This window comes from Flavobacterium sp. GNP002 (assembly GCF_054343795.1).
Map to the genome: position 1 here is coordinate 2,684,644 of NZ_JBTGUW010000001.1, position 21,872 is coordinate 2,706,515.

The following is a 21,872-nucleotide window of genomic DNA, read 5'->3' on the forward strand; positions in this document are numbered from 1 at the left end:
TGGTTTTTATTGTAGAGCCAAGGTATAAAAAAAGCTACATCCTTTAAGGCAGTTGCTTATTTTGTTTTTTAGGTTGTTCGGTAATTTCATTAGCTAACGCCAAGATAGGGAATGCGAAAAAGCTATTTGTAGTTTTTATGTTTAAAGAGTACATCAGTCCAACCCGCTTTATTATTTTTATATTTAATCGGATATATGGCAACTAACTCAAATCCATGATTAACAGCAAAATCATATAATGTTGAAAAAGAAGGAAGTCCTTTATACATATCAATAAAGGTAACTTCAAAATAGAGTAAGCCAATTCTATTCTCTAGTATTGAGTTTACAGCTCCCTTAAACACCTCATGTTCATATCCTTGAGTATCTATTTTTAAAATATCAATTATTTCAATATTTTGGTCTTGACAAAATTGGTCAATCGTGGTTACCGCCACCTCTGTCTTATTCTTAATTTCGCCCCAGCCTGCTTGCCCTAGTTCAAGAAAGGAACTCATATCAGACCCTGTATTTTCATTTAACAGTAATGTACTTACTGAAGAACCAATCCCTGTATTCCAAATTTGTACATTTTCCATTTTGCTACTGTTCTTTTTTAATATTTCAAAAGTAGAAGGACTAGGTTCAAAAGAGTTTATAGTACAATTTTTAAAAACTTCTCTAAAATTGGTTATTGTTTGACCTGTGTTAGCTCCTATATCAAAAATCATAGGTTTTTCACAATTAATTATTTGAAAAATATCATGATAGGAATCAATTCCCCTTGTGTCAGCGGTGTATTTTGCTATATCAATGCCAAAATTCCTAACAAATTCTCTGATTTTTCTTTTTAATTTCATGTTTAATTATTGGTAGTTTCAAAAATTAATTGAGTTATTATTATATTAATTTATTACAGTTTGCATTTTGTTTGCTATTCTTACAATCGCAACAGTTTTTGATTGTAAAGAGAATGAATAGAAACTTAGCAGCTTATTCTTTGTGGATAAAATGGTATTAGCATTTGGGAAATTACATTTTTCAAATTTTATTAGATTTATAGGCAGATAACTGTGCTCGGCGTACAAGTTAATATTTTTAAAAGAATCAAGTTCTCTTACTCTAAAAAGATAAGTAGAAATTTACTAGTTTTAAATAACCTTAATTGATTTAGAATAATTTTGAATTCATTGAAAATGATTTTTTTGTATATTTTTAAATGTAATCATCGATAAATATATCTTTTTTTAAAATTAGCTAATCAACTTTTTTAGTTTTTCTATAGCCTCATTTGTTTCATTTAAGGTAGGATAATTTGAATAATTTTCTTCTATCTTGTATTTATCAGTGTGTCCCCTTATCTTGTAAAATCTTCAAAAACTGTCACATAAATCATTTATACTAGCGATTAAATAACTCCAATCCATCGAATATTGGTTGGCTTTGCGCTATAATTTTTTTATGCTCAACAAATTTAATAATTTACTTAAAAAAAGCTAATCTGTTAAAAAAAAGCAACTAAAAATCACTTCTCAGTCGGTTTGTATTTGAAAAAATATTTAATTTTTATCCAAAAAAACTTTTAATTCCTTATAAATCTTAATGTACACACTTCCTTTTCTTTTGGCAAAATAGTACTCATTAAATGCTGTTTGGCATTATTAGTTTTTAAAAATAGTTCAAAAAAAATCTAAAAAATAATGGTGTTCTGTGGTGCTCTCTTGGTTGTTTTTAGTATTTTGGCAGTAGAATCATTTATAATTAACTGATTAGTATGAAATATAGAGTCGCTACTCCGTCATTAAATCTAAGAGATTTTCCGGCAACGCAGGATAATTCCAAAATTTTAATACAAATACCTTTTAGACATACCGTTAAATTAATTGAAAAAACAGCATCAGATTGGTGGAAAGTAAAACTTTTAAACACTGAAAAAGAGGGGTTTGTGTTTTCAAAAGATATCGAGCTTGTTGATGAAACGAATCAAAAAAGTATGGATATTGAAGTGCCTAATTTTGAGCCTGGTTCAAAAGCAAGTCTAGACAGTAAAGAGGAAACGTACAAACCTATTGGCGATCCTTCAATTCCGTTTAGAGATTTAACGAGTCTCGGGTCTAAACTTACATCAATTAGCAATATCATCAAGGCGCTGGATGTTTCAAAAAGTTTCCGTTATCAGAAAGACGCCTCGGATACTTATTGTAATATTTATACTTTTGATTATTGTTTTTTTGCAGGGTCTATATCCCCAGATTGAGATGGACTGATTCAGCAATCGAGCAACTGGAGAAAGGGAACGAAGTAGCAGTAGTTTTTGACGAAACGGTAAGGCCTTTTTATTCCAATTATATCTATGATTGGTTTTTGCTATCGGGGAGTGAGTTTGGTTGGGAAAGAATCGATGATGTTGATGAACTTCAGAAGAAAGTAAATGCTACTGGAGGAGTAGGAATCATCTGTGCCAAAAGATTCATCTTGAATAAATCAGGGCATATAGTAGTGGTGGTTCCAGAAACGGATACTGATAAAGCCTTTAGAAAAGACGGTAAAGTTATTTATCCTTTGCAGTCCCAGGCAGGTGCTGAAAATTATAATTATTTCTCAGAAATTAGAGAAGATTGGTGGGATAATAAAGATCTGGAAAAAGGATATACCTCCGCTATCTTTTATTATCACGATTAGTTAAAAAAACTTCTTGTGAGTAATTACACTTCTTGTAGGTTTATAGTCAACAAGAAGTGTTTTTATTTACGGGTTATTTTAAAAAGATGCTATTGCATTTGCAGTGCAGGCTTGTTTTTTAATTAGTAAAGAACTACAAAAGCCTTTTTCGTAATAACGAGCATGTAAGCTGCTGTATATTTGATCATAGATTAATAAAGGATCATTCGACTCTATGGTGATAGATAATATGTTTTCTAAAAGGCTGATGAATTTTGATGGTACATGGGTTTCTTTGCCGTGGATAATAGATTCGTAGACAAAGTTATTCCATTCTAAATCGCAAATTGGATTTTCGATTTCGTTTAATAAGGCATGATCCATAATAAAAACAAGAAAATTCAAAACCTCCTGTAGGTGTTTTTCGTCGAAATAATCAAATATTCGAAACTCAATGCCATGATTTTTGTGCTTGTGAAAATTAATGTCAAGACCAATTTTATCAATTTTTTCATAATCCGATATTTCAGAATAACGGTTCACCCACCATAACGGGTTATCATGCATTGGATGCTCGTCAAAATTCATTTGGACAATTTTCCCGGTTTTCATCACATTAGTATCATAAGTGCCCACCCCAATATATCTTGACATGGCACATCTTTGTGATGCTTTTGTTAAATTGACGCTGCTGTCATTGTGCGATAAGTAATCAGAAGAACCGAATTTTGTCATAAATAATGGACTCAGCCATTGGAATAATCGAATTGCTCTCTGGTGTTTTTTTATAAAACCTGTTTTGTCCTTAATTTCACCTTCATTATTTAACTCAGTAGGAATAGTTAAATTGAAGTGATAGGTCATATTATTAAAAACAGAATAATTAGTGTTGTTTGAAATAAATATGGCAAAAGGATGGTTTTTAGAACATATTTTTATAGTGCCAAATTCCGTAAAGATTTTATCTTTATCAAAGGCGCTTTGTAAGTTGTTTATGAAACCTTGTTTTATTGTTGCTAGCTCAGCAATGGCCGAGTCAATATCTGTTTTGTAAAATTTTTGCGTAACAAATTCAACTGTGTCACCGTCAAAAATAAATTCTTTTTGAAGCTCGTCTATAAAATATGGATTGTTTTTTTGTAATATTTCAAAAATACTTTCCCCTAAATATTCAGGATTTGGTTCGTTAGCTATGGGGTCAAAAGTCTTATGCTGGTTGTTAATGTCCGTTTTTGTAAACGAATGGGAGTTCATCAGTACAGGTAAATAATATTCTTTATCGGATAATATTTTCAGTAATGAATTCTGGTAAACGTTTTCTTTGTAATTCTTAAAATGATTCACACTATACTTTTCATGAAGCCCTTTAGTCAGCAAAAAATCTTTGTCTACCACGCGATGGTTTTCAAACTCTAAATAACATTCATTTTCGATTCCTACGCCCCAATACAAATCATTTGACTTATATTGAGTCCTGTAATCTTTGTGCTTATCCAATAATTCAATTTCAAAACTAACAGCATTCATGCTATGATCCGTCATAAACTTTTTTCTCCTTCTTTTAATAAATTATGTTGATATGGGAAGCTACTTTATCAGGTAGTTTTTTAAAGTATTTTTTAATCTGTTGATTTTAGTTAAGATTCAAACAGCGTCTTAAATACTTAGTTGTTTTTTAATGGGGTTCAGGTTTGTTTTTCACTCGCAAAAAACCTGAATAGAGACAACTCAATTTTTTTGCAAAACTAAGTATAATTTAAATCATATTCAAGCTATATTTTCAGATCTGGAATTTTATTTTTTTGTGGCGTAATTTATTGTTATGCTTCGCTGTAAATTACTCATAATTATATATTTAAAATAGAAGTCCAAAATGTATAGAATTATTTTGTTGTTCCTAAATACAAGTTTAAGAGTACTTTTAAATCAAATTTATTTAGGTACAAAAAAAACGACTAAAATTAGATTTTTAGTCGTTTTTTATTTGTTTAGACCGACATTTTTATCCCAAAAAAGCTTTCAATTCCTCGTACGTTTTAATTTTTACGCTCGCTTTATCCTTTCCTAAAACACTTTCAATTTGTGTAGGAATCGGCAGTTTTACCTTTAATGTTGGTTCCACCGTATCTAAAAACTTAATAGGATGTGCAGTTTCTAAGAAAATACCAAGTGCATTCGGGTGGTTTTGTAATTCTTTTTTCAATCCGAGATATCCAACAGCTCCGTGCGGTTCTGCAATGTAACCGTCAGTATTGTAAATGGTTTTCATAGCTTCAATCGTTTCAGCATCAGAGAACGTAAACGAAGAAAAATCTTTTTTGAACTGCTCCAAATCATTGTGGTACATTTCCTGAATTCGGATAAAATTACTTGGATTCCCAACATCCATCGCATTCGAAATCGTAGCTATAGAAGGTTTAGGCTCGTAAACTCCGTTTTCTAAAAATCTCGGAACCGTATCATTCACATTCGTGGATGCTACAAAATGTTCGATTGGCAATCCCATTTTTTTGGCAATGATACCCGCGCAAATATTTCCAAAATTTCCACTTGGGCAAGAGAAAACTAATGGTTTGTTTTGTTTCTTTAATGCTTTGTACGCAAAGAAAAAATAAAACATTTGTGGCAACCAGCGCGCAATATTTATCGAATTTGCCGAAGTCAGATTTTTATGTTTTAAACTTTCGTCAAGAAAAGCTTTCTTTACCATATCCTGACAATCGTCAAAAACACCATCTACTTCAAGCGCTTTAATATTCTGACCCAAAGTAGTCAATTGTCGTTCTTGAATATGGCTCACTTTACCGGATGGATATAGGATGATAACTTCCACACCTTTTACGCCAAGAAAACCACTGGCTACTGCTCCGCCCGTATCTCCGGAAGTCGCTACTAAAACCGTGTTTTTACTATCTGCGTTATCTTTATTAAAATACCCCAAACAACGAGACATGAATCGCGCTCCTACGTCTTTGAAAGCCATCGTTGGGCCATGAAATAATTCAAGGGAATAAATATCTTTTTCTACTTCGACCACAGGGAAATCAAAACATAAGGTTTCGGCAATGATTTGTTTTAAAGTAGCTGCTGGGATTTCGTCACCTACAAATTGTTGGATCGCTTCAAAAGCAATTTCTTCATTGCTTAAATTTTCGATGTTGTCAAAAAAAGACTTTGGAAGCGGAGTAATTGTTTCAGGGAAATACAAGCCTTTATCAGTTGCTAATCCTTGTATTACGGCTTCTTTGAAAGAAACTTTGGGTGCGTTATGGTTTAAACTGTAATATTTCATTTTTATTTGCTTTACGCAGTATGCTTTATGCAGTAAGCTTTTTGCCTAATGCCTAATGCTTAATGCTTATAAAATTATTTTCATTCCTTCATCATTCACTTTAGAAACGTGAATTTCATACATTAAATTCATTTCGTCGTACACAGCGCTCATTGCTTTGGCGATTTTATTAGCGGTTGCTTCCCCTTTGCTTAAAGCAAAAATGGAAGGACCTGAACCTGATATTCCGGAACCTAAAGCTCCGTTTTCGTACGCAGTTTGTTTGATTAAATCAAATCCTGGAATCAAAACACTTCGTAACGGTTCTACGATTTCATCATGCAACGAGCGACCAATTAAGTCATAATCTTTAGTGTACAAACCTGCAACTAATCCGCCTACATTTCCCCATTGTGTGATAGCACTTTTTAAGGAAACAGTTTGTTTCAATACCGAACGCGCATCCGATGTTTTCAACTCAATTTGCGGATGAACCACGGTTGCGTACAATTCGGATGGGCTTTCTATTTTGATAATATCCAAAGGATTTGAACTTCTTACTAATGTAAAACCACCCAAAAGGGCAGGAGCAACGTTATCGGCATGGGCATTCCCACTCGCTAATTTTTCGCCTTGCATAGCGAATAAAACCAATTCTTTGCGTGTAAATGGACGTCCCAGTAATTCATTGATTCCAAAAACGGCACCAGCTGAACTTGCGGCACTGCTTCCAATTCCGCTTCCGGCTTTGATGTGTTTGTAGATTTCGATTTCGAATCCGAATTCGGTTTCAACAGCTTCCAGCATCGCTAAAGCAGATACTCCAGCCACATTTTTTTCGGTTTCCAAAGGCAAATCGGCGCCCACAATTTTAGTGATGCGAATCCCTTTTATATCTGATTTTCGAATAATCATTTCGTCCCCCGCAGTTTCTAAACACAGTCCAAGGACATCAAATCCGCAGGAAAGATTGGCGATTGTAGCGGGGCAAAATATTTTTATTTCATTCATAATTTTAGTCTTAAAGTCTAATGTCATAAAGTGGTAAAGTCTTAGGAATGTTCATGAAATCAAGTTGGTAACTTTGAGACTTTATGACATTTGACTTTACGACTCATTTATACGTTTCCAATTCTAATTACATCAGCAAATATTCCTGAAGCAGTAACTGCAGCTCCGGCACCAGCTCCTTTTATCAATAAAGGTTGGTCAACATAACGGTCCGTAAAAAACAATACGATGTTGTCTTTTCCTTCCAAATTGTAAAACGGATGATCTTTAGGAATGAATCTTAAACCAACATTTGCTTTTCCGTTTTCAAATTGCGCTACGTATTTCAAACGAGAATCTTTGCTCAACGCTTCTTTATAAATAGTTTCAAAATGAGCTGCATGTTCTATTAAAGATTTGAAAAAGGCTTCATTATTAGTCGTGTCTAAACATTCAGCAGGCATGAATGATTCGTTGACAATCTCGTCAATTTCCATTTTGTAACCGCTTTCTCGTATCAGGATTAATATCTTTCTGGCAACGTCAATTCCGCTCAAATCAATTTTTGGGTCTGGTTCTGTAAATCCTTGTACACCAGCTTCTTTAACGACATCATGAAAAGTGTTGTTTTCATTAAAATTATTAAAGATAAAGTTCAGACTTCCAGATAAAACGGCTTGAATTTTATTGACTTTGTCACCTGAAGCAATCAGGTTTTTTACGGTATCAATGATTGGTAATCCAGCTCCAACATTTGTTTCAAAAAGAAAAGGAGCATTGAACTGTCGGGATAATTTTTTTAGTTTTTTATAATTGTCGTACTCTGATGCGCAGGCAATTTTATTGCAAGTCACTACTGCAATATTGCGTTTTAAATACTGCTCGTAAGTTTTAGACACACTTTCATTTGCAGTAATGTCAACAAAAATACTGTTGCGTAAATTGAGCTCTTTTACATTGTAAAGAAATTGTTCTTTGTTTGCCGCTTCGCCATTTTCTAAAACAGATTGCCAGTTTTTTAAGGAAATTCCGTCCTCGTCAAAATGCATTTTTCTGGAATTAGATAAAGCAATGACTCTCACATTTATTTTTAGATTATCTTTTAGGAATTTGTTTTGTTGGTAAATTTGCTCAATGAATTTCTCTCCGACATTTCCAACACCCATTACAAATAGGTTCAACTGTTTGGTGTTTTCTTCAAAAAAGTTTTCATGCAGCGAATTCAGTGCTTTTTTGACATCTCTTTCGTTTATTACTGCTGAAATATTTCTTTCGGAAGCACCTTGAGCAATCGCTCTGATGTTTACGTTATTTTTACCCAAAGTGCTAAACATTCGACCACTTAAACCTTGGTGGTTTTTCATGTTTTCGCCAACCAAAGCAATAATGCACAGGTTTTTTTCAACAATACAAGGATCGATTTTATTTTGTAAAATTTCTACTTCAAAAGCATTGTTGATGGCATCTTCAGCCACATCAGCATCAGAATTTAGAATTCCGATACAGATTGAATGTTCCGATGAAGCTTGAGTAATAAAAATCACATTGATGTTTTCGTGTGATAATACTTCAAAGAGCCTTTTGGATGAACCGGTAACACCAATCATTCCCGGGCCTTCAAGTGTAATCAAAGTAATATTGTCAATATGGCTAATTCCTTTTACGGGATTAGTGTGATCCATTTCCTGATTTGAAATATAAGTTCCTTCGGCTTCCGTTTCGAAAGTGTTTTTGATAAGAATTGGAATGTTCTTTCTCAACACAGGCTGAATAGTTGGCGGATATAAAACTTTGGCGCCAAAATGAGACAATTCCATCGCCTCCTGATAGGAAATGAATGCAATAGGTTGTGCTTGTTTTACAATTTTTGGATTGGCAGTATACATTCCGTTGACGTCAGTCCAAATTTCCAAGTCAGTTGCGTTCAATGCTCCGGCAAGAATAGCAGCAGTATAATCAGAACCGCCGCGACCTAAAGTAGTATTGATTCCGTCGATTGATGCGGCAATAAATCCGGGCATTACAACCACTTGATTTTCATTCGAAGCAAAAAATTCAGCAATTAATTGATTTGAAACTTCAAAGTTTACTGTGGCTTTTCCAAAATGATTGTCAGTTTTGATTAATTCACGGCTGTCTTTATAACTGCTGTTTTTTAGATTTTGTTTTAATGCTTCTGCAATAATATAAGAAGACAATAATTCACCAAAACTCAATATAGTATCCGAAGTTCTAGGCGATAATTCTCCTAAAAGATAGCATCCATCCAACAAAGTTTCAAGATGATTGATGATTCTTTTTATATGACTTAATAAGCCACTTTGTTCGCTTACAGGAATAAGTTCTTTTAATGCATCTAAATGTTTTTTCTCTAAATCGGAAAGAATTTCTTTAAAGCTTTCGTCACCGGCAGCTGCTTTTTGAGAAGCAAGTTGGAGCAAATCTGTAATTTTACTAAAAGCAGAAACCACAACAATTAATTTTTCCTCTTTTGCTTTATTGATAATGATATCTAAAACTAGTTTTATATTTTGTGCATTGGCAACCGAAGTTCCACCAAATTTTAATACTTTCATTTTTGTTTGTTTTATGTAAAAAATGCAAATGTTTATTATATACCCAAGTACTTTCTTTCTTCAGAAAAAAAATATAATAATAGGATTATATGTTAAATGTATACCCCTAAGGGGTAGTAGTTGTTGTAGTAAATGTAACAGAAGAAACAACCCAAATTTGAGTTGAAATCGAAGAGTGATATTTTGTTCTGTTGTTTATCATTAGATTTTTTCAAAAGTACAGTTTTTTATAAAAACGAAAGCCTTTAATTTCGTTTTTGCGAATATTTTAATTTTTCAATACCATTCAGAAGAATATTGAATATTGTTTAGTTTTCAAGGTCTATGTTAAAGCTATTCGTATTTTTATGAAAAAATTAAACGGTTTGTGATTCGTTTTATAACTATATAGAAATAATTAATTCCATTAATAAAGCCGTTTTGAGGAGTTTTAGTAACTATTTCTGAAGTATATTGTTGCAATTCGTACTATTCATAGCTCTTTATCTCATGGATTTTAAGTTAATTAGTTTGTGACTTTTTAAGCATAAAACTTAATGTTAGTTTGTCTTTAGGTCTGAATTTTAAATTATAGTCAATAAATGTTGTTTATTAATATAGATTTATTGAATTTTACCCTTTAAATAGAAAACAAAAATGGACAATACACATTACATAAGCACACAATTACTCAGTTTTGAAACATTAGAAGAGATTATTTCTCATGGTAAATTATTGGCACTTTCTGAAGAGGCCAAAGTTAATATTCAAAAATGCAGGGATTATTTAGATAAAAAAATGGCTTCTCATTCAGAGCCTATTTATGGAATAAATACGGGATTTGGCTCGCTTTGTAATGTGAAAATATCTAACGAGAACTTATCAAAGTTGCAAGAAAATTTAGTAAAATCGCATTCTTGTGGAACAGGAGAGGAAGTGCCAACTGAAATTGTAAAATTGATGTTGTTGCTTAAAATTCAGTCCTTGAGTTATGGACATTCCGGAATTCAATTGCAAACGGTGGAGCGATTGATTGCGTTTTATAATAATGATATTCTTCCTGTAATTTATACGCAAGGATCTCTTGGAGCTTCGGGAGATTTAGCTCCTTTGGCGCATTTATCGTTGCCTTTATTAGGTGAAGGCGATGTATATTTTGAAGGCAAGAAAGTACATTCTGCTGAAGTTTTGAAGCATTTCGACTGGAAACCAATTGTGTTGCAGTCTAAAGAAGGATTGGCTTTATTGAACGGAACCCAATTTATGAGTGCTTACGGGGCGCATATTTTAATGAAAGTCAGCAAATTTTCTTATTTGGCAGATTTGATTGGAAGTATTTCATTAGAAGCTTTTGATGGAAGAATTGAACCTTTTCATGAATTAATTCATTTTATCAGGCCTCATAAAGGACAAATTGTAACGGCAAATCGTATAAAAGGATTTTTGGAAGGAAGCGAAATCATCGAGCAAGTAAAAACACATGTTCAAGATCCTTATTCCTTTAGATGTATGCCGCAAGTTCATGGTGCATCAAAAGATGCGTTTGATTATGTAAAGAAAGTTTTCAAAACAGAAATCAATTCGGTGACGGATAATCCTAATATATTCATTGAAAGTGACCAAATCATTTCTGGAGGTAATTTTCATGGGCAACCATTAGCTTTAGCTTTAGATTTTATGGCAATTGCGTTATCGGAATTAGGAAGTATTTCCGAGCGTAGAACCTATCAGTTGATTTCTGGTTTGCGTAATCTTCCTGCATTTTTAGTTGATAATCCAGGATTAAATTCCGGTTTAATGATTCCTCAATATACTGCTGCCAGTATTGCCAGTCAAAATAAACAATTGGCAACTCCTGCCAGTATTGATAGTATTGTTTCGAGTAACGGACAAGAAGATCATGTAAGCATGGGAGCAAATGCAGCTACAAAAGCCTTACGTGTTTTAGATAATTTGGAAAGGATTCTAGCGATTGAGCTGATGAATGCTTCTCAAGCTATTGAATACAGACGACCGTTGCAGTCAAGCGATTTTATTGAGATGTTTTTAAGTGCGTATCGAGAGGAAGTTCCATTGATAAAAGAAGACCGAATTTTGCATTATGATATTGAGAATACCGTTTCTTTTTTGAATACTTTTCAAATAGAAAATGATTTGTTAATATTAACTTAACATTAAGGTTAAATAATGCAGTAATTTTGCCGAACTAAATTTTAATAAAATGAACATAAATAATTTTTTCCAATTTTTGGTTCCTAAAGACAAAAAGTTCTTTCCTCTTTTTGAGGAAGCTTCTAGTAATTTAATTGAAATTGCTACAAACTTGCACGAAGCTGTAAATCTTCCTTTGAAGGAACGTGAGGTTCTTTTTCAAAAAATAGATGCTTTAGAGCAAAAAGGAGAAGATATTACTCGTCAAACAAATTTAGAGTTAAGTAGAAACTTCATTACTCCATTTGATAGAGAAGATATACACTCATTAATTACTTCTATTGATAATGTTGCGGATAACCTTCACGGTGCAGCAAGTAGAATGAAGTTGTATCAGGTGGATAAAATCACAAAATCGATCAGAAAATTGACTGAAATCAATCTTGAAGCTTGTCAAAACATTGATATTGCTGTAAGAGAATTAAGAGATTTAAAAAAAATAAAGAATATCACTGATGCTTGCGTTAGAATTAACAAGTTAGAAAATAAATCAGATAATGTTTATGATAAAGCAGTTCTTGATTTATTTGAAAACGAAACGGATGCAAAAAACATTATCAAGTACAAAGAAGTATTGTCAGTTTTAGAAACTGCTGCTGATAAATGTAAAAGTGTTGCTAGTGTTTTAGAATCAATTTCTGTAAAACATTCTTAATTCAATCGGTTTTATTCTGAAGTTATAATTATGGAATTTACTCTACTTATAGTTATTATAGTCCTGGCTTTAATTTTTGATTACATTAATGGTTTTCATGATGCAGCCAATGCTATAGCAACCGTTGTTGCCACAAAAGTATTAACTCCTTTTCAGGCGGTAGTTTGGGCGGCTTTTTTTAACTTTTTGGCGTATTGGGTTTTTGGTTTTGGTGTAGCAGATACTGTTGCAAAAACTGCCAATACTTTAGAAATTGATTTAGTTGTAATCCTTGCAGGGGTAATAGCTGCAATTATTTGGAATTTGTTCACATGGTGGCAAGGGATTCCATCCAGTTCTTCACATACTCTTATTGGAGGATTCGCTGGAGCAGCCATTGCACACGCTATCGCTGTCCATGGTTTTTTTGGGTATGCAGTAATTGAAGGAACAGAAGTTCATACCGCATATTGGTATGATACTGTAAACTGGTACACCGCAGGAAAAAATGGTGGATTCCCTTCTGGGGTCTTAATCATTATTGCCTTTATTGTTTTGGCTCCTTTAATTGGTGCTTTGATGTCGTATTTAATCTCTATTTGGCTTCTTAATGCTTCGAAAAGAAGTATCTATCCTAAAATTTTTACAGTTGTTTTAATGCTGTTAACTATTTGGTTTGTGGAAAGTCAAATGATATACTTTGATGAAATCAAGAAACCACGTTTCGACTCCCATCTTTGGAGTGTTGTTTTTGAATCACACAATATAAAGTGGTTTTTAGTTGCATTTATTATAATGTCAATAAGTTCTTTTTGTTTGATTTTTAGTAGTTTAAATCTTCATCAGTCAACATATTGGTTAAAGAAAATGCAATTATTGTCATCAGCTGCTTTTAGTTTAGGGCATGGTGGAAATGACTCCCAAAAAGTAATGGGTATTATAGCTGCGGCTGTTACTGTATATATTCAAACAAGTGGTATAGCACAGGAAAGTTTACCAGATTGGTTAGATGTAGTTCTTCCAGATGAAAATGGAGCTTTCAAAATGCCAGATTGGATTCCGCTAGCATGTTATTCTGCAATTGCTGCAGGTACTTTGAGTGGTGGTTGGAAAATTGTAAAAACAATGGGCTCTAAAATTACAAAAGTAACTTCTTTCGAAGGTGTTGCCGCAGAAACTGCAGGAGCATTAACCTTATATTTTACGGAGCATTTTAAAGTTCCTGTAAGTACAACGCATACTATTACTGGATCTATCATTGGTGTTGGACTTACTAAAAGAGTTTCAGCTGTACGATGGGGAATGACCGTAAGCTTGTTGTGGGCTTGGGTTCTAACTATTCCAATTTCAGCAATATTAGCAGCAATAATTTATTATATTTTCAGTATTTTTATTTAATACTAAAATAATATTCATAAAAAAACCATTCTTAGAATGGTTTTTTTATGCTCTAAAATTTCTATTTATTTAAAACAATAGATCTTGTATTTCTTTCGTTTTATCAAATACACTTTTCGCGAAAGGACATAATGGTATAATTTTAAGATTATTTTCCCGTGCATATTGTACGGCTTCCATCACCATTTTTTTACCTACACTTTGTCCTGCAAAATCAGGATTTACTTCGGTGTGGTCAATAATAAATTTATCAGTTCCTGCCCAAGTATAGGTCATTTTTCCTGCTTCGATGTCGTTATCAACGGCTCTAAAGTAGCCATTTTTAGTTTCGTTTATTTGTTCAATTGTCATGTTTTTCTAATTTGATGCTGTTGCAATTTCGATTGGGTTGGTTAAAATTTTGTGGATCGGGCATTTATCGGCAATGTTTACTAATCGGGCTTTTTGATCAGCGTCTAAAGCTCCAAATAATTGAATGTTGCGCATTATTTTGAATTTATTTTCTAATGAATCAGTTTCAAAAGTGACTTCAACTTTTACATCGGTTAAATTCCAGCCTTTTCGGTTAGCATACATGCGTAAAGTAATGCAGGTGCAGGCTGCCAAAGAGGACGCAAGTAATTCTTTTGGCGTAAAGCCTAAATCTTTTCCTCTGCTACTTTCAGGTTCATCAGAGATGATCAAATTTGTTTCGGATTGTATTTCTGTTTTATAAAGTTCAGTGCTAATACTTGCTGTTATTTTACCCATATTATTGTCTTTTATTTTGATCAGGAAGTGGAACAAATTCAGTTTCTCCGGGTACTTTATCAAACGTTTGTGCCAACCATTTTTCTTTTGCATTTTCAATCAGCTCTTTGGTTGAAGCCACAAAATTCCAATAGATAATTCGTTCTTCCAGAAAAGGTTCTCCTCCAAAAATATAAATAGTAGTGTTTTCTGCCATATCAAAGGTGCACAGTTTACTGTCTTTGGCAATCAAAATTTGCTTTGGACCAAAAACATTTCCCTCACTTTCAATACTGCCTTCTAGAATGTATAAAGCACTTTCGCCAAATAGATGCTCGCCTATAGTGATTGTTTGATGCGTAGTGCTTTTTAGTTCTAAAAGATACAGCGGACTGTAAACTGGAACGGGTGATTTCTTGCCAAGTACTTCGCCTGCTATAAGTTTATAGGCAATATCATCCGTTTTCCATTCTGGTATTTGATTTTCAGGAACGTGGAAAAAAGAAGGCTCCATTTCTTCTAATTCTTTCGGTAATGCCACCCAAATTTGAAGTCCGTGCAGCATTTTATTGGAACTACGCAAATACTCAGGCGTTCGTTCCGAGTGAACGATTCCTTTACCTGATGTCATCCAATTGATTTGCCCGGGTTTGATTTCCATTTCAGTTCCCAAACTGTCTTTATGTTTAATACTTCCTTCAAACAAATAGGTTAAAGTGGAAAGCCCAATATGTGGATGTGGCGGAACATCTAAATTTTCGTAGTCGCTCATGCAAGTTGGTCCCATATGATCAATGAATGCAAATGGTCCAACCATTCTTTTTTCTCGAAAGGGAAGCAATCGCCCAACCATAAAGTTGCCAATATTGCTCGGGCGTTCTTCTATTATCAGTTTGATGTTTGACATTTTTATGTGTTTTAAAATATAAAAATAAGGATTATTCTTCTAAATAACCGAATTTCCCCATATTCACATCATTGAATGCTTGCATGATTTCGGCTTGACTATTCATTACAAACGGACCGTGTGCTACAATAGGTTCATTGATAGGTTCTCCGCTTAAAATTAAAACGATTGCATTTTCAGTAGCTTCAATGGTAAATTCTTCACCATCATTTTCGAATAATGCAAAATGGTCAGCAGGAATATTTTCGCTATCATTTACTTTTATACTTCCTTCAATTACAAGTAAAGCAGTGTTGTAATTTGCTGGAAAATGAAAAGATGCTTTTGCTCCATTATTTAATTTAGCATTCTGTAAATGTACGGGTGTAAAAGTAGAAGCAGAACCTTTCAAATTTTCATATTCCCCAGCTATAACTTCAATCACGCCACCTTTTCCAGGAATCTCAAATTTATTTATTTGGTCGTTAGTAATTCCCTGGTATTTTGGTGTTGACATTTTGTCTTTCGCCGGAAGGTTGACCCAAAGCTGTACCATTTGAAAATCACCACCATTTTTACTAAATTCTTCTTCGTGGTATTCTTTGTGTAAAATTCCCGAAGCAGCAGTCATCCATTGTACATCTCCTTCGCCAATAATACCACTGTTTCCAGAACTGTCATGATGCGCTACTTTTCCCTTGTAAGCAATCGTAACGGTTTCAAAACCTCTGTGTGGATGAACGCTTACACCTCTGGGTTGGTCCGTTGGTGGAAAATAAAATTTAGAATTGTAATCCATCATGATGAATGGACTCATTCTTTTCATGTCTAAATGATACCCACTTGGGATAAAATTGTGTACTCTAAATCCATCACCTACCATGTGTGGTGGAGGTGGAGCCAATACTAATTCGATATTTTTTGTTTTCATTGCGTAGTCAAGTTTTAATTATAGTACAAATTTACTATGGATTAAAACCAGATGCATTGATGTAGAATAAGAAATGAATTTGAAAAGAATTAATAGAGCTTAAAATTTCTTTTGGCTAATTCCTTGCGAACTCTGCTCAAGGTTTCGGGTGTAATACCCAGATAGGAAGCAATCATCCATTGTGGAATACGCAAAGTAAGACTCGGATAAATCCTTATGAAATCTAAATACCGTTGTTCAGCTGTTGCTCCCAGTAAGAGGTTCACTCGTTTTTGAAGCTGTCGAATGTGATTGTGTAGCGCAATATTGTCCTGCTCTCGAAAAAGAACACTGATTTCAGCCGCGGCATTTATGAAGTTTTTGTCGATGAACACAATTTCAGTATCTTCAATGGCATCAATAAACAATTCAGAAGGCTCATTGAAATAAGAACTACTTCTATCTGAAATAATCCAGTTCTCAGCCGCAAATTGAATGATGTGTTCTTTTCCGGTTTCGTCTATGGTGTAGGAACGCAATAATCCTTTGGATACGAAAAAAGAATGATGACAAATATCGCCCTGATGGAGTAGGACAGTTCCTTTTTCTATTTTTTTTGATTGCAACGTATCTGTAATCAAATGAAACTGTTCGTCCGTTAGATTCGTTTTGGATTGAAAGTATGTTTTGAAAGAATCGAGCATAATTATTTTGACAAAATTCGTTTGTTTTAAACCGATTAAGCTATTTTTTGAGTTCTTTAAATCTAATTTATTCCACCTAAATTTTTATGAATGCGTCTGCGTTTGTAATGGGTTTGTTTCAAATTGGCGTCTCCAGATATAATGCTAATATTTCCGTCTATTTCTAACATTGCCAATTTTACATCTTTAAAGTATTCAATACCATGTTCGCGCATGGCTTCTTTTAATTCATCAGAAGTGATGTTTAATTTGCTAAGAGTTTTAAAATCCAAACTGCCGTTGTGTATAAGAATTTCTGGTTTTTCTTGCATGAAATCACTGAATCTTGGGTATTTAAACATCAATTTTTTTAAAATAAAATTGATAGTAAAAAGTACAGTTGCCGCGGCTAAACCTCCCAATAAACTTGTATCGTTTCCTACCATTGCATTTTGAACGGAGTTGCTTATCAGCAATATCAATATCACGTCGGCAGTATTCAGTTGAGACAATTCTTTCTTGCCAAAAAGGCGCAAGGCGATAACCATGAAAAAATAAACGGCTGTGCTTCGAAGAATAATATCAAGATATTCGTTCATTTTTTAGATTTTAAAGCATAAAGTTCAATGTTTCTTGACGGGCTAAAGTCTGTAATTGGTAGCTATTTTAGTTTAAAATTCTTCTCAATCGCTTTTATCATTTCACCGGCTATATCTTTATTGGTCGCACCTTCAATTCCTTCCAATCCGGGAGATGAATTTACTTCTAATAATAATGGCCCTTTTGAAGAACGAATAATGTCAACGCCTGCGACTTTTAAGTCCATTGCTTTCGTAGCTTTTATGGCAATACGTTTTTCTTCTGGGGTTACTTTTATAACTGATGCTGTTCCTCCAAGATGGATGTTGGCTCTAAATTCGCCCGGCATTGCTTCGCGCTGAATGGCGGCGACTACTTTTCCATCAATTACAAAACAACGAATGTCTTTTCCATTGGCTTCTTTAATGAATTCTTGAACTAATATATTGGCATTTAGGCTTTTGAAAGCATTAATTACGCTTTCTGCAGCTTTTTTTGTTTCAGCTAATACAACTCCTTTTCCTTGTGTTCCTTCGAGTAATTTTACGATTAAAGGAGAACCTCCAACCATTTTTATCAAGTCATCAGTATCCAATGGAGAATTTGCAAAACCAGTAGTAGGAATTTCTACACCGTGATTCAGTAGTAATTGCAAAGAATATAATTTATCGCGTGATTGCGTAATGGCGTTTGATGAATTCAAGCAAAATACCTTTAAGGCTTCAAATTGTCGTGTCAAAGCGCATCCGTAAAAAGTGATACTAGGTCTTATTCTAGGTATAATGGCGTCAAATTGATTTAATATTTTACCGCCACGATAATGAATTTCAGGTGTTTTTGCATCCAGTTTCATATAGCATTCCTTGATGTTCAGAAAGTGCATTTCGTGACCACGCATTTCGCCTGCCTCCATAATACGCTTGTTGCTGTATAATTCAGGATTACTTGCTAAAAGTCCAATTCGTAAACCAGAACTTGCTTTCTCGGAATTTTTATATAATTCTTTTAAAATGTCAGTTGTAGGCTGTCCCAAAAGATATTTTTGTTCCGGATCAACAAGAACTCTTCCACTCATGGCTTCACGTCCTAAAAGCATTCTGAAACCCATCGAATCTCGATTGGTCAGAGTCATTTCTATTGGCCACTGAGAGCTTCCAATTTGTAGATTTGTTTGAATGACATAGCGTTGTTCTCTAAAACCACTCGAACTTTTAACGATGCGTTTGTCAATTAATGGTGCTTCACAATGAATTACCGTTTTTTGATTATTTTGTATTGGGTTGATGTCAAATTTTACCCAGTTGCTTTCATTTTTTATAAATGGAGCAATGTTTATAGCATGTAAAGCGGATGTTTTTGCACCGGAATCTACTCGTGCTTTAATTGTAGGAATTCCTAATTCTGGAAAAGAACACCATTCTTCACTACCTAAAATAACTTTGTTATCTGACATAAATTAATTTTGTTTAACCTTTTTTATAAAGACCAAATGTAAATATTTGTTTTCAAAAAAAGTATGTTTACTGTAAAGAATAAACCCGTTATGTTATAAAAACGTAACGGGTTTATTTTACTATAATTGTTTTAATGAATTTAAGGATTTGTAGGTTCTCCAGCTTTATGAATTTGCACTGTTAACTCTTGTGAGCCATCTTCAATATCCATAAAAATCTCATCTCCTGAAGTAATTTTCGAAGTGATAATTTCTTCTGCAAGCGCATCTTCAACATACTTTTGAATCGCTCTTTTTAATGGTCTTGCGCCAAATTGTTTATCAAAACCTTTCTCTGCAATAAATGCTTTTGCTTTGTCAGAAAGATTCAATTGGTATCCTAATTCAGCAACACGGGCGAATAATTTTTTCAATTCGATTTCGATAATCAAATCGATGTCATGTTTTTCTAAAGCATTGAAAACAATTACATCGTCTATTCGGTTTAGGAATTCAGGAGCAAAAGTTTTTTTCAATGCATTTTCGATGATGCTTTTTGAATTATCGTCAGCCTGAGCTACTTTAGCGGCAGTTCCAAAACCAACGCCTTGTCCAAAATCTTTTAATTGTCTGGCTCCAACATTTGAAGTCATAATGATTATAGTGTTTTTGAAATCAATTTTTCGACCTAAACTATCTGTTAAATATCCGTCATCCAAAACTTGTAATAACATATTGAAAACATCAGGATGCGCTTTTTCTATCTCATCCAATAATACTACACAATATGGTTTTCTTCTTACTTTCTCTGTCAATTGACCACCTTCTTCATATCCTACATATCCCGGAGGTGCTCCAACTAAACGAGAGATTGCAAATTTTTCCATGTATTCACTCATGTCAATACGAATCAATGCATCTTCAGAATCGAATAATTCTTTAGCTAATACTTTGGCTAATTGGGTTTTACCAACACCTGTTTGACCTAAGAAAATGAAAGAACCAATTGGTCGATTCGGATCTTTTAATCCGGCACGATTTCTTTGAATAGAACGAGCAATTTTCATTACTGCTTCTCTTTGACCAATAACCTTGCCCTCAATTAGTTCTGGAAGCTTAGCTAGTTTGTTACTTTCAGTTTGTGCAATACGGTTAACTGGTATTCCACTCATCATAGAAACCACGTCAGCTACATTGTCTTCGGTAACTTCAATACGGTTATTTTTAGCGTCTTCTTCCCATTGTTCTTGAGCAATAGCTAAGTCTTTTTCAATACGTTTTTCATCATCACGAAGTTTAGCAGCCTCTTCGTATTTCTGTTTTTTTACCACAACATTCTTCAATTCACGTACGTCCTCTAATTGACGTTCGAGATCTAAAATTTGTTTTGGAACTTCAATATTGGTAATGTGAACTCTAGAACCTGCTTCATCTAATGCATCAATAGCTTTGTCCGGTAAGAAACGTTCAGACATATATCTATCCGTTAATTTTACACACGCTTCAATAGCTTCTTGTGTATAGGTAACATTATGATGGTCTTCATATTTGTTTTTGATGTTATTCAAAATAGTAATTGTTTCAGAAACTGATGTTGGTTCCACAATTATCTTTTGAAAACGTCTTTCTAATGCGCCGTCTTTTTCTATATATTGTCTGTATTCGTCTAATGTTGTTGCACCAATACATTGAATCTCTCCACGAGCTAATGCTGGTTTAAACATGTTAGAAGCGTCTAGTGAGCCAGTTGCTCCACCAGCACCCACAATAGTGTGAATTTCATCTATAAAAAGAATGATATCATCATTTTTTTCCAATTCATTCATTACCGCTTTCATGCGTTCTTCAAACTGCCCACGGTATTTTGTACCTGCAACAAGACTCGCTAAATCCAAGGTAACGACACGTTTATTGAATAAAGTACGCGATACTTTTTTCTGAATAATTCGCAACGCTAAACCTTCGGCAATAGCTGATTTTCCTACTCCAGGTTCCCCTATAAGTAATGGGTTGTTCTTTTTACGGCGGCTCAAAATTTGTGAAACACGTTCGATTTCTTTCTCTCGTCCTACAACAGGGTCTAGTTTTCCTTCTTCGGCCATTTCTGTTAAATCTCTTCCAAAATTATCTAAAACTGGTGTTTTAGATTTTTTATTTGATTTATTGGCTGGATTGTTGAAAGTTCCTTCTTTTAGACTGTCATCTTGTCCTGAATCGTCATTATATGATTCGTTTCGTGGTAAATTTTCTATAAAATCTTCTTCGTTTGGAGTCATGTTTAAATATTGTTCTTTAGCTATATCGTAATCAATTTTTAATTTATTCAATAGCTTGGTTGTTGGATCGTTTTCATTTCTTAAAATACACAACAATAAATGTGCTGTGCTGATAGACGAACTTTGAAAAACTTTTGCTTCAAGAAAAGTAGTTTTCAATGCTCGTTCTGCTTGGCGTGTCAAGTGTAGGTTTTTCTTCTCAACATTTACTTCTAGGCTTGGACTTGCAGGGCTTAAGATCTCTACTTTTCTGCGTAAATGGTCTAAATCAACAGATAGGTTATTCAATATTTGAATTGCTTTCCCGTTACCGTCTCTTAAGATACCCAGCATTAAGTGCTCAGTTCCTATAAAGTCATGACCTAGGCGCAAAGCTTCTTCTTTGCTGTAAGTAATAACGTCTTTTACTCTTGGTGAAAAATTATCATCCATAATATATATTTGATATCGTAAATTTAGTGAATTAGTAATTGAAAAACAAAAACCATTCCTATAAGAAGTGGTGTCAGCTAATAGACAAAAATAAAAATAATATTAGAGTTAAAATTCGCTTAATTTATTAACTAAAATGACTTTAAAATTTGTTAATAAATCATTGAAATAACTAGTGCGAAATAGGGTTAAAAATTTCAAAAAGGCGTATATTGGCACGTTTTGAAACTAATATAATTTTTTAAT

18 protein-coding genes are annotated in these 21,872 nt (G+C 33.7%); 5 read left to right on the top strand and 13 right to left on the bottom strand.

All coding sequences use genetic code 11. From position 1 onward, the window contains the following. Positions 1–122 precede the first annotated feature (122 nt). On the bottom strand, positions 123–839 hold the full coding sequence (locus ACXX80_RS11765) for an FkbM family methyltransferase (protein WP_417991081.1): 717 nt from the start codon (positions 837–839) through the stop codon (positions 123–125). Positions 840–1,753: 914 nt separating this feature from the next. On the opposite strand from ACXX80_RS11765, the gene ACXX80_RS11770 reads away from it, so the two are divergent. Together ACXX80_RS11770 and ACXX80_RS11775 are read left to right on the top strand one after the other, a co-directional pair. Then, on the top strand, positions 1,754–2,236 hold the full coding sequence (locus ACXX80_RS11770; protein ID WP_458553353.1) for an SH3 domain-containing protein: 483 nt from the start codon (positions 1,754–1,756) through the stop codon (positions 2,234–2,236). Continuing rightward, the gene (locus ACXX80_RS11775; RefSeq protein WP_458553355.1) at positions 2,233–2,661 is read left to right on the top strand and encodes a hypothetical protein; all 429 of its coding nucleotides are present in this window, start codon (positions 2,233–2,235) and stop codon (positions 2,659–2,661) included. The genes ACXX80_RS11770 and ACXX80_RS11775 overlap by 4 nt, the downstream gene beginning before the upstream one ends. A gap of 78 nt (positions 2,662–2,739) precedes the next feature. On the opposite strand, the gene ACXX80_RS11780 is transcribed toward ACXX80_RS11775, so the two are convergent. The 4 genes from ACXX80_RS11780 to thrA all read right to left on the bottom strand — a co-directional run bounded on the left by ACXX80_RS11780 (position 2,740) and on the right by thrA (position 9,477). Beyond that, complete coding sequence (locus ACXX80_RS11780) at positions 2,740–4,182, bottom strand: hypothetical protein (RefSeq protein WP_458553356.1); 1,443 nt, start codon at positions 4,180–4,182, stop codon at positions 2,740–2,742. A 460-nt stretch (positions 4,183–4,642) separates the two neighbouring features. Next, positions 4,643–5,932, bottom strand: coding sequence for a threonine synthase (gene thrC, locus ACXX80_RS11785; protein WP_458553358.1), 1,290 nt, complete (start codon positions 5,930–5,932; stop codon positions 4,643–4,645). 66 nt (positions 5,933–5,998) lie between these two features. Further along, on the bottom strand, positions 5,999–6,922 hold the full coding sequence (locus ACXX80_RS11790) for a homoserine kinase (RefSeq protein ID WP_458553360.1): 924 nt from the start codon (positions 6,920–6,922) through the stop codon (positions 5,999–6,001). A gap of 107 nt (positions 6,923–7,029) precedes the next feature. Next, on the bottom strand, positions 7,030–9,477 hold the full coding sequence (gene thrA, locus ACXX80_RS11795; RefSeq protein ID WP_458553362.1) for a bifunctional aspartate kinase/homoserine dehydrogenase I: 2,448 nt from the start codon (positions 9,475–9,477) through the stop codon (positions 7,030–7,032). A gap of 636 nt (positions 9,478–10,113) precedes the next feature. On the opposite strand from thrA, the gene hutH reads away from it, so the two are divergent. The 3 genes from hutH to ACXX80_RS11810 are packed head-to-tail and all read left to right on the top strand — an operon-like array spanning position 10,114 to position 13,699. Beyond that, positions 10,114–11,628, top strand: a complete 1,515-nt coding sequence (gene hutH / locus ACXX80_RS11800) for a histidine ammonia-lyase (RefSeq protein ID WP_458553363.1) — start codon at positions 10,114–10,116, stop codon at positions 11,626–11,628. 49 nt (positions 11,629–11,677) lie between these two features. After that, on the top strand, positions 11,678–12,322 hold the full coding sequence (locus ACXX80_RS11805) for a DUF47 domain-containing protein (RefSeq protein WP_458553364.1): 645 nt from the start codon (positions 11,678–11,680) through the stop codon (positions 12,320–12,322). 30 nt (positions 12,323–12,352) lie between these two features. Beyond that, positions 12,353–13,699 (top strand): inorganic phosphate transporter, encoded by a 1,347-nt coding sequence (locus ACXX80_RS11810; RefSeq protein ID WP_458553366.1) that lies wholly within the window; start codon positions 12,353–12,355, stop codon positions 13,697–13,699. Positions 13,700–13,768: 69 nt separating this feature from the next. On the opposite strand, the gene ACXX80_RS11815 is transcribed toward ACXX80_RS11810, so the two are convergent. The 8 genes from ACXX80_RS11815 to ACXX80_RS11850 form a co-directional block, all read right to left on the bottom strand. Continuing rightward, entirely contained in the window at positions 13,769–14,050 is a 282-nt protein-coding gene (locus ACXX80_RS11815) for a GNAT family N-acetyltransferase (protein WP_458553367.1), read from the bottom strand. Between the two features lie 6 nt (positions 14,051–14,056). After that, positions 14,057–14,449 (bottom strand): OsmC family protein, encoded by a 393-nt coding sequence (locus ACXX80_RS11820; protein ID WP_458553369.1) that lies wholly within the window; start codon positions 14,447–14,449, stop codon positions 14,057–14,059. Between the two features lies 1 nt (position 14,450). After that, positions 14,451–15,335, bottom strand: coding sequence for a pirin family protein (locus ACXX80_RS11825; RefSeq protein WP_458553371.1), 885 nt, complete (start codon positions 15,333–15,335; stop codon positions 14,451–14,453). Between the two features lie 31 nt (positions 15,336–15,366). After that, on the bottom strand, positions 15,367–16,245 hold the full coding sequence (locus ACXX80_RS11830) for a pirin family protein (protein WP_458553373.1): 879 nt from the start codon (positions 16,243–16,245) through the stop codon (positions 15,367–15,369). Between the two features lie 89 nt (positions 16,246–16,334). Then, positions 16,335–16,931 (bottom strand): Crp/Fnr family transcriptional regulator, encoded by a 597-nt coding sequence (locus ACXX80_RS11835; protein ID WP_502306419.1) that lies wholly within the window; start codon positions 16,929–16,931, stop codon positions 16,335–16,337. 59 nt (positions 16,932–16,990) lie between these two features. Then, entirely contained in the window at positions 16,991–17,506 is a 516-nt protein-coding gene (locus ACXX80_RS11840; RefSeq protein ID WP_458553375.1) for a DUF421 domain-containing protein, read from the bottom strand. A 62-nt stretch (positions 17,507–17,568) separates the two neighbouring features. Further along, complete coding sequence (gene rimK, locus ACXX80_RS11845) at positions 17,569–18,939, bottom strand: 30S ribosomal protein S6--L-glutamate ligase (protein ID WP_458553376.1); 1,371 nt, start codon at positions 18,937–18,939, stop codon at positions 17,569–17,571. Between the two features lie 140 nt (positions 18,940–19,079). After that, entirely contained in the window at positions 19,080–21,626 is a 2,547-nt protein-coding gene (locus ACXX80_RS11850) for an ATP-dependent Clp protease ATP-binding subunit (RefSeq protein WP_315208196.1), read from the bottom strand. Between the last annotated feature and the right edge of the window lie 246 nt (positions 21,627–21,872).